Below are 13499 nucleotides of genomic sequence, written 5' to 3' on the forward strand. Positions count from 1 at the left end.
ACCGCCGGGCCCGGGTCCGGGCGCTGAGGACCGGAGGCGTCAGCCCCTGCTGGTGCGGGGTGGGTCGGGTCGCAGCATCGGCGGGTACAGCATCGCGGCCGGGCCGCGCCGGAACAGTTGGGCCGGTCGGCCGCGTTCGCCCTCGGTGGAGCGGCCGACCGGGACCAGGAAGCCCGGTGTGCTGGTCACCTTGCGGTGGAAGTTGCGCGGGTCGAGGGATGTCCCCCAGACCGTCTCGTAGACCGCCCGGAGCTGCGCCACCGTGAACTCGGGTGGGCAGAACGCGGCGGCCAGCGGGGTGTACTCCAGCTTGGCCCGAGCCCGTTCCAGCCCGTCGGCCAGGATCCGCTCGTGGTCGAAGGCGAGCTGACCGGGGGAGAGGCGCGCCAGCGGCAACCAGTCGGCCGAGGCGGCGTCCGTGCCGGCCACCGGGGTGGCCTGGTCGGGCAGGAGCGCCAGCCAGGCCACGGTGACGACCCGGCCGCGCGGGTCCCGGCCGGGACGGCCGTACGTGCCGAGCTGCTCCAGGTGTCCGGCCGGCTCGGCCAGGCCGGTCTCCTCGGCCAGTTCCCGGGTGGCGGCGGCGGCCAGGTCCTCGTCGATCCCGACGAACCCGCCGGGCAGCGCCCACCTGTGCAGGTACGGCTCGATGCCGCGTCGGACCAGCAGGACGCAGAGCTGCTCCGCGCGCACGGTCAGCACGACCAGGTCTGCGGTCACCGCGAAGGGCGGGTACTCGGCCATCTCTTTATCACCACCTTGACGACAAAGTAGCAGACCCTTTATCGTCGTGTAGACGACAAAGGGAGGCGAGAGTCATGGCCGACGTGACGAGGCGACTGTTCCTGCGCCACCTGCGCGGCACCCCGACCAGCTGGGTGCGTCTGCACGTGGGCGGTCGGGTCCGCCGGGAGGGAGTGGGCCAGTCCTTCTGGTACCGCCCGCTGCGCGCCGTGCTCAGCGAGGTGCCGGTGGACGACCGCGAGCTGCCGCTGCTCTTCCACGCCCGCACCGGCGACTTCGCCGACATCACCGTGCAGGCCACCGTCACCTACCGGGTCGCCGACCCGGCGCTGGCCGCCGGTCGGCTCGACTTCTCGGTCGACCCGCGCACCGGCAGGGCGCGGGCCCGCCCGCTGGACCAGGTGGCCACCCTGCTCGCCGAGCTGGCCCAGCAACCCGCCCTCGACCTGCTCGCCCGGGTGCCGCTGGCCGAGGCGCTGACCACCGTCGCACCGGTCCGCGAGGCGGTCTCCGACGCGCTGGCCACCGAGGCACGGCTGGCCGACATCGGGGTGGCCGTGGTCAGTGCCCGGGTGGTGGCGATCCGGCCCGAGCCGGAGCTGGAACGCGCCCTACAGACCCCCACCCGGGAGGCGGTGCAGGTCCAGGCCGACCGGGCCACGTACGCCCGCCGGGCACAGGCCGTCGAGCAGGAACGCGCGATCGCCGAGAACGAACTCCAGAACAAGATCGAGCTGGCCCGGCGCGAGCAGCAGCTCGTCGAGCAGCACGGCGCGAACACCCACCGCCGGGCCGAGCTGGAGGCCGCCGCCGAGCTGGCCGCCGCCCAGGGCCGGGCCGACCGGGACAAGGTGGCCGACGCCGCTGCCGCCGACCGGGCCCGGGTGCTCGCCGCCGCCGAGGCCGAGAAGGACCGGCTGCTGGCCGCCGCCAAGGCCGAGGGCGTACGCGTCGTCGGGCACGCCGAGGCCGAGGCGGAGGCGGCCCGGCTGGCCGCGTACGCGGAGCTGCCGCCGGACGTGCTGCGGGCCCTGACCGTCCGGGAACTCGCTGGTCAGTTGCCGCAGATCGGTCAGCTCACCGTCACTCCGGACATGCTGACCGACCTGCTCGGCCGGCTGGCACCGGGCCGATGAGCGCGGGTCGGGGGCCCGACGGGTGGGCCGGGCCGGGGCTGGCCCCCCGGGTGGTGGTGGTCAGCCGGCGCAGTGAGCTGGACGAGTTGCTGGCCCGGCACGGCACCCGGGCCGCCGCCGAGTGGTACCTGGCCGCCCGGGGACGGTCGCTCACCGAGGTGATCGACCGGCACGAGGCACTGGCGGCGGCGCTGACCACGGTCGGTGCCGCCGTGCCGGCCGACTGGCGACGCGGCGCGGTGGACCGCGACGACCTGCCGCGCTTCCTCTTCGCGCCGGAGGACGTCGTCGTCGCCGTCGGGCCGGACGGCCTGGTCGCGAACGTGGCGAAGTACCTGACCGGGCAGCCGGTCATCGGCGTCGACCCGGAGCCGGGCCGCAACGCCGGGGTGCTGGTCCGGCACCGGGCGGACGGGCTGGCCGCGCTGCTGCCGGCGGTGGCGGCGCAGCGCGCGGCGACCCGTTCCCGGGCGATGGTCCGCGCCGCGCTCGACGACGGCCAGGAGCTTCTCGGCCTCAACGAGGTGTACGTCGGCCACGCCTCCCACCAGTCCGCCCGCTACCTGCTCTCGGTGCCCGTGGAGGGGCGGGAGCGCCGGGAACGGCACTCCTCCTCCGGCGTGGTGGTGGGCAGCGGTACGGGCGCGACCGGCTGGTGCGCGTCCATCGCGCGGGACCGTCCGGGGGCGCCGCGCCCACCCGCGCCGGAGGAGGCGGCCCTGTGCTGGTTCGTCCGGGAGGCGTGGCCGTCCCCGGTGACCGGGGTGAGTCTCACCGCCGGCCGCCTCGACGACGGCGACCGGCTGGAGTTGACCGCCGAGTCCGACGGTCTGGTGGTCTTCGCCGACGGGCTGGAGGCCGACCGGCTCACGCTCGACTGGGGGCAGCGCCTCACCGTCGACGTCGCACCCCGCCGACTCACCCTGGTCGAGCCGTGAGGCGGTCAGCCGTCGTCGGCGAGACGGTGCCGGTTCGCCTCGATCCAGGCGTCCAGGGCGGCCGGGTCGTCCGGGTCGACGCCGTCGGCCATCAACTGGGCGACGGCGGCGGTCGCCGGGCTGCGCCGCTCACCGGTGGCATAGAGCCGGACGAACTCCGGCACCATCTCCTCGATCGCGGTGTCCGTCGCGCTCGCCCCCGACTGCGGCAGTCCCCGCTTGCGGGCCGCGTACGCGGTGAAGGCGCGCAACACCCGGGGCAGCATCGCCGCGTCGTCCATGTCCAACACGGCCCGCCGGTGCACCCAGTCGAGCAGGAACAGCCCGGCCACGGTGGGGCTCCACCGCAGCGGGTCGGCGTCCGGGAAGGTGGCCGCGTGGTCGAGCAGCAGGCCCAGGCAGAAGTGCAGGGAGGCGAGATCCCCGCCGTCGATGGTGTCCAACCCGGCCTGCGCCGCCTCCGGCGAGGCCAGGAAACGCCGGATCAGGTCGGACCGCTCGGCCTCCGACAGCGGCTCGCCGTCGCCCCGATCCGGTGCCGACGGGGTGGCCGGTAGCACCGCCAGTCGGGCACCGACCAGGGCACGGTCGGTGGCCAGCGAGCCCGCGCCGGGCAACTGCCCCAGACCGTCGGTCACCGCCAGGTGCCGGCCCACCTCGGCACGCATCCGGGTCGGGTCCTCCTCCCGGAACCAGGTCAGCTCGTCGTCGGCGCAGAGCTGCCGGACCTGGTCGAGGATCCGCGCGGCCGGCCCGCCGACGAAGACGTCCTTGGTGATGCCGATGTTGTGGTCGACCAGGGCCACCAGCGCGTGCTCCGGGCCGCCGGTGGCGTCGTCGTAGGCGAAGGTGGCCAGGTAGGAGGTCTGGTCGCCGTACACGTCGCCGTACGCCCAGGTGCCGGTGAGGTGCACCTTGCCGAGCTGGCCGGACCAGGCCGGTGCGGTGGCGCCCGGGCGTACCCGGTCGGCGCCGGTGGCGTCCGGGACCAGGGCGGCGAAGACCGCGCGGACGGTGGTCGCCGCGGCGGTCCGTCGTCGCGAGGTGGCGGCGAGGAACCCGCCCACGAACTCGCGTATCGCCGTCTCTCGGTCGGTCTCGGCCACCTCGTAGACGCTGCCCAGCAGCGCCGCGCCGAGCATCTCCGCGTCCAGCGCCGTATCGAGCTTGGTCACGTCGCGAGCGGCGTGCAGCACCGCGTCGTAGGGGGTCTGTGGCGTGGCCATGACCCGACACTACGCCGCCGCTCGCGCGGGCAGGTGCCGAGCCAACCGACCGGCGTGGCCGGGGCGCCGGCGCTCAGCGGTGCCGGGCGACCTCCAGCACGGTGCGGGCGTCGGCGTGCGCGGCGATGACGGCACGCACCGGCGACAGCACGTACTCCTCGCCGACCTGGCTCATCGCCCTGGTCAGCCGGGCCTCGGCCCGGCGGCGCGCCCGGCCGGCGGCCCACCGGCTGATCGGTCGGGTCAGGGCGGCCAGCAACAGCCCGGCCAGCAACCCGCCGAGCAGCAGCAGCGTCGGCACCGGCACCTCGCCGACCATCGGATGCTCCAGCTCGGGCAGCCCCAGGATCCGCAGCGCGTAGCCGAGGAGCAGCCAGCCCAACCCGGCCACGGCCGCGACGGTCACCACCCACTGCAACCCGCCGACCAGACGCCACCACGTGCGGGGACGGCTCACCCCCAGGTCGGTGCCGGCCAGCGCGTGGTCCAGCGCGTCCGGCAGGTCGGCGAGGCGCGAGCGGGCCGCCGCGCTCACCGCCGCCGGCCAGGCGCTCGGCAACCCCTCCCCGGCCCGCTCGGCCACCGTACGCAGTGCCAGGGCCAGCGCCGACTTGTCGGCCGCACCGGGCTCGGGCACGGACGTCGCGGCGGCCAGAGCCCGCTCGGGATCGTCCGCGACGGGCTGCGGACCGGGCAGGTGCAGCCGACGCAGCGGATCGGGTCGCAGCCGCCGCCAGAACCGCACCAGCGGCCAGCCGGTGCGCGACGCGGCCCGGTGCCGGTATGCCTGCTCGACCGCACTGAGCACGGTCGGCACCCCGGCCACCGCGCTCAACGCCCGGTCCAGCTTGGCCACCGCCGGATCGTCGGCCGGGAGGGCCGACCGGGGTGCCCCGACCATCCCGTCCAACGCGTCGACGACCGCGTCCAGGTCGCCGGTGAGTCGACGCAGTGCCGCCTGCCGCTCGACGACCGTGCGTTCCAGTTCCGCCCGCAGCACCTCGGGGCCGCTCGGGTCGACGATCGTGGTGGCCAGCAACGGCACCCCGTCCAGCCCGTCCGCGTCGAGCAGCCGGCGCAGGTCGGCCAGCACCCGGGGGACCTCGGCCGGGGGCAGCCGGTCGGCCTGGTTGAGCACGACCAGCGTGACGTCCCGGTGCCGCTGGAACTCGCGCAGGTAGGCGGCGTGCACCACCCGGTCGGCGTACTTCTCCGGGTCGACCACCCAGACCACCAGGTCGACCAGGCCGAGCAGCCGGTCCACCTCCAGGCGGTGCGAGTGCTGCACCGAGTCGAAGTCCGGCAGGTCGAGCAGGATCAGCCCGTGCAGGGTGGACTCGTCGTCGCCGTCGAGCAGGCTCTCCCGCACGAAGCGGTGCTTGGGCAGCACACCGAGCCAGTCGAGCAGCCGGGTGCCGCCGTCGAGCGGACCCCACACGCAGGCGTGGGTCACGCCGGTGGTGGGACGGCGTACCCCGACCGGCGACAGGTCCATCCGGGCCATCGCGTTGAACAGGCTCGACTTGCCGCTGCCGGTCGCCCCGGCCAGCGCGACGACGGTGTGGTCGCGGGAGAGCGACAACCGGGTGCCGGCCCGCTCCACCAGGGTGCGTGCCGGGCTCAACGGGGTGTCCGGCAGGTATCCGTCGACCAGGCCGAGGAAGCGGTGCACCGCCTCCAGGCGGGCGACCAACTGGTCCGCGTCCACCCGTCCGTCGCTGATCCGCAACGCCTCGCGGAGGCGTCCCCCCATGCCCATCACGCCGCCGCCCCACTGCGATCGTCCGTGGCGAAGCCGCTGCGCGTCCGGGCCGCCTCCACCTGAGCGGCCGCCTCGCGCAGCGCCGTCGCGTGCCGGGCCGCCGGCCGGGCCTGGTCGGTCCGGTCCAGGTATCGGGCGGCCTCCTCGTCGAGCAGCGCGTGTACCCGGTCCAGCAGGTCCTCCCGAGCCTTCGCGGCCAGCGTCCGCACCGCCTGGTCGCCGAAGATCGCCTGGAGTACGGCCTGCCCGGCGACGGTGGTCCCGGCCCCGGTGGCGACCTCCAGGCCGGTCGGGATGAACGCCGTCGAGGCGAACACCGCGATCATGACGGCCAACCCGGTGGCGTTGACCGCGTACGCCGCCGTACGGGCCACGAAACGCCGGTCACCGCCCTCGGCCCGGACCAGTTCCAGCACCCCGCGTTGCCAGTCCCGGACCAGCCGCTCGGCCCGTTCGGGCAGGTCGGCCGCGTGGTGTGCCAGATCCGGTGTGAGTAGTGCGGCACCCGCCGGATGCGCCTTCCACCCGGTGTACGCGTGCTCGGCCGCCTCGGCGGCCACGCCCCGCAGCAACGTCGTCAACTGGGACTCGATGGCGTCGCGCAACTCCACGGCCGGGGCCGGGCGTCGGCTGAACGCCGCCGTGAGGCGGTCACGCAGCCGTCCGATCCGCGCCTCCAGGCTGCGGAAGAGGTCACTGGTGCCGATGAACTCCTGCCACCGGGCCAACACCTCGCCCCGGAGCAGCCGTCCGTCGCGCAGACCCTGCTCGACCATCCGGTTCGCCGCCCGGTAGGCGGCCAGCACCCGTTCGTCCAGAGCGTCGGCGGCGGTGACCTGCTCGTCGGCGGCGACGGCCAGACTCTCGACCGACGGCGCCAGCGCGGCCAGCGCGCCGCCGAGGGTCTGCCGGACCACCGCCGCGCGGGCGTCCGCGTCGGCGGCCAGCCGGGCGAACCAGTCCGCCAACGGCGCGGTGACCCGGTCCGGCAGCAGCCCCTGGCCGTCGACCCAGGTCTCCGGCAGGACGAACAGCGGCGCCGCGCCGAGATCCTGCTCGGCCAGCATCTCGGCGAGGTGGGCGGCGACCTCGTCGGTGGCCTCGGCGGGCACCCGGTCGAGGACCAGCGCGATGACCGCGCCCCGGGCCCGCGCACCGTGCAGCAGTTCCCAGGGCACGGCGTCGGCGTACCGGGCGGCGGTGGTGACGAAGAGCCAGAGGTCGGCGGCGGCGAGCAGTTGGTTGGCCAGCGCGCGGTTGGCGTCGACCACCGAGTCGATGTCGGGAGCGTCCAGGAACGCCAGCCCGGGGGCCAGGGCCGGGGCGGTGACCAGGTGCAGCGAACGCGGGTCGTCGCTGGGCTGGTTGGTGCGGGTCAGCCCGGGCAGCAGTTCGCCGCGACGGAACCAGGGCGAGTCGGCCGGATTGCAGACCAGGACCGGCGAGCGGGTGGTCGGGCGCAGCACCCCGGCGGCACTGACCCGCGCCTGGACCAGGCTGTTGACCAGGGTCGACTTGCCGGCGCCGGTGGAACCGCCGACCACCACGAGCAGCGGCGCGTCGAGGCGGGAGAGCCGCGGCAGCAGGTAGTCGTCGAGCTGGTCGGCGAGAGCGGCGGCCGTCCGTCCGGCGGGCTCCGCCGAGGGCAGGACCAGCGGGAATCGCGCCGTTCCGATCGCGGCCCGCAGGCTGGCCAGCACGGCGGGCAGGGCGTCGTCCCCGATTGCCGCGGGCCGGTCCTCCCCGCCGGTGGAGCCGGTGCGGGCTGCGACGGCGGGCGTGCCGAAAGGTGAGGCGGAATCGCCGTTCGTCGTCACCGCTAAAGCGTGCCCGACCGACACAAGGTAAGACAACCAGTCGGTATCGAACGGTGACTTGCGCCAACCCGACTCAACCTCGACTTGACGATTCCGGGGGGCGTGGCACTATTGAGTCACGTTCACTCAACTTGAGGTGGGGTCGCTGTGGGCGACACCGCCGGTCAGGGCGACGGGGGGCCCGTCACCTGCACAACGTTACGAAGCGAGGAAGCGAAGATGGCACGTGCGGTCGGTATCGACCTCGGCACGACGAACTCCTGCGTCAGCGTCCTGGAGGGCGGTGAGCCCACCGTCATCGCCAATGCCGAGGGCTCGCGGACGACCCCGTCGATCGTCGCGTTCGCCCGCAACGGCGAGGTGCTCGTCGGCGAGGTGGCCAAGCGCCAGGCGGTGACGAACCCGGACCGGACGATCCGCTCGGTCAAGCGGGAGATCGGCACCAACTGGTCCGTCGACATCGACGGCAAGAAGTACACCCCGCAGGAGATCTCGGCCCGGACGCTGATGAAGCTCAAGCGGGACGCCGAGGCGTACCTGGGCGAGCAGATCACCGACGCGGTGATCACCGTCCCGGCGTACTTCAACGACGGCCAGCGTCAGGCCACCAAGGAGGCCGGCGAGATCGCCGGCTTCAACGTGCTGCGGATCGTGAACGAGCCGACCGCGGCCGCCCTGGCGTACGGCCTGGACAAGGGTTCCAAGGAGCAGACCGTCCTGGTCTTCGACCTCGGTGGCGGCACCTTCGACGTGTCGCTGCTGGAGTTGGCCGAGGGCGTCATCGAGGTCAAGTCGACCAGCGGTGACAACCTGCTCGGCGGCGACGACTGGGACCAGCGGATCATCGACCACCTGGTGAAGACCTTCCGGGGCGAGCACGGCATCGACCTGTCGCAGGACAAGATGGCGTTGCAGCGACTCAAGGAGGCCGCCGAGAAGGCCAAGATCGAGCTGTCCGCCGCCACCACCAGCAACATCAACCTGCCGTACATCACCGCCGGTTCCGCCGGCCCGCTGCACCTGGACGTCACGCTCAGCCGGGCCGAGTTCCAGCGCATGACGCAGGACCTGCTGGACCGCTGCAAGGGCCCGTTCGAGCAGGCCGTCAAGGACGCCGGGATCAAGGTCTCGGACGTCGAGCACGTGATCCTGGTCGGCGGCTCGACCCGGATGCCGGCCGTGACCGACCTGGTCAAGCAGCTCACCGGCCGCGAGCCCAACAAGGGCGTCAACCCGGACGAGGTCGTCGCCGTCGGCGCCGCCCTCCAGGCCGGTGTGCTCAAGGGCGAGGTCAAGGACGTCCTGCTGCTCGACGTGACCCCGCTGAGCCTGGGCATCGAGACCAAGGGCGGCATCTTCACCAAGCTGATCGAGCGCAACACCACCATCCCGACCAAGCGGTCCGAGGTGTTCACCACCGCCGACGACAACCAGCCGTCGGTGCTGATCCAGGTCTTCCAGGGTGAGCGCGAGATCGCCGCGTACAACAAGAAGCTCGGCACCTTCGAGCTGACCGGTCTCCCGCCGGCCCCGCGTGGCGTGCCGCAGATCGAGGTCACGTTCGACATCGACGCCAACGGCATCGTCAACGTGCACGCGAAGGACCTGGGCACCGGCAAGGAGCAGAAGATGACCATCACCGGCGGCTCCTCGCTGCCGAAGGATGACATCGAGCGGATGCGCCGGGACGCCGAGGAGCACGCCGAGGAGGACAAGCGCCGTCGCGACGAGGCCGAGAGCCGCAACGTCGCCGAGGCCCTCCAGTGGCAGACCGAGAAGTTCCTCGCCGAGAACGGCGACAAGCTGCCCGCCGAGAACCGCGACAAGCTGAACGAGGCGCTCGGTGAGCTGCGCGGCGCGCTCGGTGGCAGCGACATCGATAAGATCAAGTCGGCACACGAGCGGCTGGCGCAGGTCTCGCAGGAGGCGGGCTCGCTGCTCTACGCGCAGCAGGCCGAGCAGCCCCAGGGCGGCGAGGCGGGCGGCGCGGCCGGTGCGGGCGCGGGTGCGGCCGGTGCCGGCGCGGCTGGTGCCGGCGCCACCGGCGGTCCGGCCGGCGGCGCGCGGCCCGGCGCGGACGACGTGGTCGACGCGGAGATCGTGGACGAGGACAAGAAGTGACGGTCCTGGCCGAGCCGATCTCCACGGGCAGAGGGATGAGGTAGTCGCATGACGGAGAAGCCACGAGCCGCCGACCCGGGCAGCACCGGGTCGGCGCCGGGTGGCTCGGCGTCCGAGCCGACCACCGGCGAGACGCCGCGTGTCGTCATCCGTAACAACCGCAAGATCAGCCAGAGTCACGAGCCGGAGGGGACGGCGGCGGACGCCGGCTCCGACACGTCGGCCGAGGGGCTGGTCGAGGACGCCGAGGTCGTGGTCGACGCGATCGAGGTCGAGACCGAGGCGCTGAGCGAGCCGACCACCGAGGGCCCGCCCGTGGTGGACTCCCCGGCCAAGCCGGTCGGAAAACCGTCCGAGGCGGCCGGTCGCGGGCTCGGCGCCGAGGTGGAGGCGCTCCGCGCCGACCTGGAGGAGCGCACTCGGGACCTGCAACGGGTCACCGCCGAGTACGCCAACTACCGCAAGCGGGTCGAGCGGGACCGTGCTCTGGTCACCGAGCAGGCGACCGGCTCGGTGCTGGCCGCGCTGCTGCCGATCCTGGACGACCTGGACCGGGCCCGGGAACACGGCGACCTGGTCGGTCCGTTCGGTTCGGTGGCCGAGCAACTCACCACCGCGCTCGGCAAGTTCGGGCTGACCCAGTTCGGCGAGCAGGGTGACCCGTTCGACCCGACGCTGCACGAGGCCGTGGCGCACCAGACCTCGGCCGACGTCACCGAACCCACCTGCGTGCAGGTGATGCGTCGGGGCTACCAGATCGGTGAGCGGCTGTTGCGACCCGCGATGGTCGCGGTCGCCGACCCGGAATAGTGCACGACGGTGACCGGGCCGTCCCACCCGCCGAACTCCGGTGGGCGGGACGGCCCGGAGCCGGAGGTGGGGAGGAGGTGGACGGTTGAGTTCCAAGGACTGGATCGAGAAGGACTACTACGCGGTCCTGGGCGTGGCGAAGACCGCCTCCGCTGACGAGATCAAGAAGGTGTACCGGAAGCTCGCCCGCGAGTCGCACCCGGACCACAACCCCGGCGACCCCAAGGCCGAGGAGCGCTTCAAGTCGGTCTCCGAGGCGTACGCGGTGCTCGGTGACGACGCCAAGCGCCGCGAGTACGACGAGATGCGCTCGCTGTTCGGCTCGGGCGCCTTCCGGCGCGGTGCCCGCCAGGGTGGCCAGCCCGGCGGCATGCCGTTCGACGTCTCCGACCTGTTCGGCAACGCGCAGTCGGCCGGTGGTGGCCGGTTCGCCGGTGGCGGCATCTCGGACCTGTTCAGCTCGATCTTCTCGGGCGGCGCGGGTGGTGGCGGTGCCACCGGCCCGGCCCGTGGTCGCGACATCGAGACCGAGGTGGCGCTCGACTTCGACGACGCCGTCCGAGGGGTCACGCTGCCGCTGACCCTGCGGGCACCGGGAGTCTGCGACACCTGTCACGGCAACGGTGCGAAGCCGGGCACGGTGCCGAGGACCTGCCAGGTCTGCCACGGCGCCGGGGTGAACCACCGCAACCAGGGTGCGTTCAGCCTCGCCGAGCCCTGCCGCAACTGCCAGGGCGCCGGGACCGTGGTCGACGAGAAGTGCCCGGAGTGCCAGGGCACGGGCGGCGTCACCAAGGCCCGTACGCTCAACGTCCGTTTTCCGGCCGGAGTGGCCGACGGGCAGCGGATCCGGCTGGCGGGCCGGGGCGAGCCGGGCGAGCGCGGCGGCCCGGCGGGGGACCTGTTCGTGCACGTCAAGGTGCGTCCGGACGAGCTGTTCGGGCGCTCCGGTGACGACCTCACGCTGACCGTGCCGATCACCTTCACCGAGGCGGTGCTCGGCACCGACCTGCGGGTGCCGACGCTCGACGGCGCGGTGACCCTGCGGGTGCCCGGAGGTACGCCGAGCGGGCGGATCCTGCGGGCCCGGGGCAAGGGCGTGAGCCGCCGGGACGGGCAGACCGGGGACCTTCTCGTCACACTCGACGTGGTGGTGCCGGCCCGGGTCTCCGACGAGGCACGCGCGGCCCTGGAGACGTTCGCCGCACAGACCCCGCCGGCGGCGCGAGAACATCTCGACGCGCGGGTGCGTCGGAGCGGATGATGGGTGTAGCGGTGCGGAGGTGAACGGGATGGACGGGTTCGTCGGTTCGGATGACCCCACCTATGAAGCCAAGGTGCTCATGATCTCGGTCGCGGCGCGGATGGCGGGGATGCACCCGCAGACGTTGCGCCAGTACGACCGGCTCGGCCTGGTGCAGGCCGGACGGGCGGCCGGTGGCGGTCGCCGCTACAGCGTGCGGGACGTGGTCCTGCTGCGCGAGGTGCAGCGGCTCAGCCAGGACGACGGTGTCAATCTGGCCGGGATCAAGCGGATCATCGGCTTGGAGCGGCTGTTCGAGCAGGCACAGCAGCGGGTCGCCCAGTTGGAGGCCGAGCTGGAGGCCGCGTACCGCCGGTTGGCCGAGCTGGAGTCGCTGGCCCGCTTCCCCGGGCGCGACCTGGTGCCGACCAACCAGACCTCCACGGCCCTGGTGGTCTGGCGTCCCCGACGCAGCCCCGGCCGCTGACGATCGAGACGGCCCCGGTGCGGTGACAACCGTGCCGGGGCCGTCTCGTGTCTGCGTCGGGGCGGCATCGCGTTCGCGGTCCGCACCCTGCGGATTCCGCCCCGTCCCCGGCCCGTCTCCGTTACCCTGAAATCAGGTCCAAACAACTCAATCCGGACTTCGGCGCTGGCAGGGGGAGCCATGACGGACGAGGCGAAGCAGGTGGCCGAGCAGGCGGAACGCCGGCTCGACCGGTTGGCCGAGAACGTCCAACGGCGCTTCGACCGGATCACCAAGGGGCGGTTCGCCGATCAGATCCGCAGCGGCCGGTTCAGCGGCCGGAGCGGCCGGTCCACCGGACCCGCCCCGTCGGGCGGTCGGTCCGCCGGCCCAGGTCAGGGCCGAGCCGGTCACGGCGCCGGTCGGGTACGGACCGACCAGCACCGCCGCGAGCACGGCGGCCCGCCCCGCTGAGGGGCCACAACGTACGGGCCGGGAGCCACGGGGGCTCCCGGCCCGTTCCCGTTCCCGTTCCACCGCAGGTAACGGCACCTCGCCTACCGCAGGTGGGCACCCCCGCCCCGCCCCCCGAGATACGTCACCCCTCACGAGGTCGGCAGGCGACGGCATCAGGTGTGGCCCTACCGTGCCCGGCGCAGGGATCAAGCCTGACCGCCCGGAGCCGGGCACGGTAGGCCACACCCCCACAGCAACGGTAGGGCCGCACCCCCCACAGCAAGCAGCTAAAGCCGCCGCCCCTCGCGCACCAACCCGCCTTCGCACCACTCGCGGTACACGAACAGCTCCGGTCGGGACAGCAGCACCCGGCTGTTGTGCGACCAGGTGCGCATCATCTCGTCGCCGTTGCGCTCGGCCTGGTCGACGAGCTTGCGGAAGCGACGCTTCGGGTGGGCCCGGAAGTTCGTCCGGATCCCGTCGGCGGCATAGATGTAGAGGCAGTGCAGCGCGAACCGGCGGGCCGGGCAGTGCGCGTCCATCGCCAGGTCGAACAACGTCATGATCAGGCGGTCGCCGGAGACGAGCAGGTCCCAGTCGGGTGGCATGGACGTCAACGGCACCGAGTCGGGCTGGTACGCCCACGATCGCAACTCCGCCGGACTCGGGTCGACGGGGTTGGCGAAGCCGTGGAACGTTGATTCCTGCACGCTCACCGGCCAACCTTCCGCTCGCGTCGGCACCGAGGCGTCCGCCCCCCGCGAACCCCGGCTGCTGGGG

General features: G+C 73.4%; 12 protein-coding genes. 7 read left to right on the forward strand and 5 right to left on the reverse strand.

Features of this window, described 5'->3' with window-relative positions; all coding sequences use genetic code 11:
- Positions 1-39 precede the first annotated feature (39 nt).
- Positions 40-744, reverse strand: a complete 705-nt coding sequence (locus ABZ738_RS18140) for an NUDIX domain-containing protein (RefSeq protein WP_131051343.1) — start codon at positions 742-744, stop codon at positions 40-42.
- A gap of 74 nt (positions 745-818) precedes the next feature.
- On the opposite strand from ABZ738_RS18140, the gene ABZ738_RS18145 reads away from it, so the two are divergent.
- Positions 819-1880 (forward strand): SPFH domain-containing protein, encoded by a 1062-nt coding sequence (locus ABZ738_RS18145; protein WP_176092234.1) that lies wholly within the window; start codon positions 819-821, stop codon positions 1878-1880.
- A complete protein-coding gene (locus ABZ738_RS18150; protein WP_176092235.1) occupies positions 1877-2818 on the forward strand; it encodes a hypothetical protein in 942 nt (313 codons plus the stop codon). Before ABZ738_RS18145 ends, ABZ738_RS18150 begins: the two co-directional genes overlap by 4 nt.
- Before the next feature lie 5 nt (positions 2819-2823).
- On the opposite strand, the gene ABZ738_RS18155 is transcribed toward ABZ738_RS18150, so the two are convergent.
- From ABZ738_RS18155 to ABZ738_RS18165, 3 genes are all read right to left on the reverse strand, one after another.
- On the reverse strand, positions 2824-4044 hold the full coding sequence (locus ABZ738_RS18155) for a hypothetical protein (RefSeq protein ID WP_131057778.1): 1221 nt from the start codon (positions 4042-4044) through the stop codon (positions 2824-2826).
- 73 nt (positions 4045-4117) lie between these two features.
- Complete coding sequence (locus tag ABZ738_RS18160; RefSeq protein WP_176092236.1) at positions 4118-5797, reverse strand: GTPase; 1680 nt, start codon at positions 5795-5797, stop codon at positions 4118-4120.
- A gap of 5 nt (positions 5798-5802) precedes the next feature.
- Complete coding sequence (locus ABZ738_RS18165; protein WP_176092237.1) at positions 5803-7623, reverse strand: GTPase domain-containing protein; 1821 nt, start codon at positions 7621-7623, stop codon at positions 5803-5805.
- Positions 7624-7842: 219 nt separating this feature from the next.
- On the opposite strand from ABZ738_RS18165, the gene dnaK reads away from it, so the two are divergent.
- The 5 genes from dnaK (at position 7843) to ABZ738_RS18190 (ending at position 12737) form a co-directional block, all read left to right on the forward strand.
- A complete protein-coding gene (gene dnaK, locus ABZ738_RS18170; protein ID WP_357214524.1) occupies positions 7843-9744 on the forward strand; it encodes a molecular chaperone DnaK in 1902 nt (633 codons plus the stop codon).
- Positions 9745-9792: 48 nt separating this feature from the next.
- A complete protein-coding gene (gene grpE / locus ABZ738_RS18175; protein WP_131055102.1) occupies positions 9793-10554 on the forward strand; it encodes a nucleotide exchange factor GrpE in 762 nt (253 codons plus the stop codon).
- A gap of 85 nt (positions 10555-10639) precedes the next feature.
- Entirely contained in the window at positions 10640-11818 is a 1179-nt protein-coding gene (gene dnaJ / locus ABZ738_RS18180; protein ID WP_131055104.1) for a molecular chaperone DnaJ, read from the forward strand.
- Between the two features lie 28 nt (positions 11819-11846).
- A complete protein-coding gene (locus ABZ738_RS18185) occupies positions 11847-12284 on the forward strand; it encodes a MerR family transcriptional regulator (RefSeq protein ID WP_131055105.1) in 438 nt (145 codons plus the stop codon).
- A gap of 180 nt (positions 12285-12464) precedes the next feature.
- A complete protein-coding gene (locus ABZ738_RS18190) occupies positions 12465-12737 on the forward strand; it encodes a hypothetical protein (protein ID WP_131055107.1) in 273 nt (90 codons plus the stop codon).
- A 269-nt stretch (positions 12738-13006) separates the two neighbouring features.
- Here ABZ738_RS18190 and ABZ738_RS18195 read toward each other — a convergent pair whose 3' ends face one another.
- Positions 13007-13435 (reverse strand): hypothetical protein, encoded by a 429-nt coding sequence (locus ABZ738_RS18195; RefSeq protein WP_131055109.1) that lies wholly within the window; start codon positions 13433-13435, stop codon positions 13007-13009.
- Positions 13436-13499: the final 64 nt, after the last annotated feature.

This window comes from Micromonospora sp. NPDC047793 (assembly GCF_040642635.1).
Lineage (GTDB): Bacteria > Actinomycetota > Actinomycetes > Mycobacteriales > Micromonosporaceae > Micromonospora.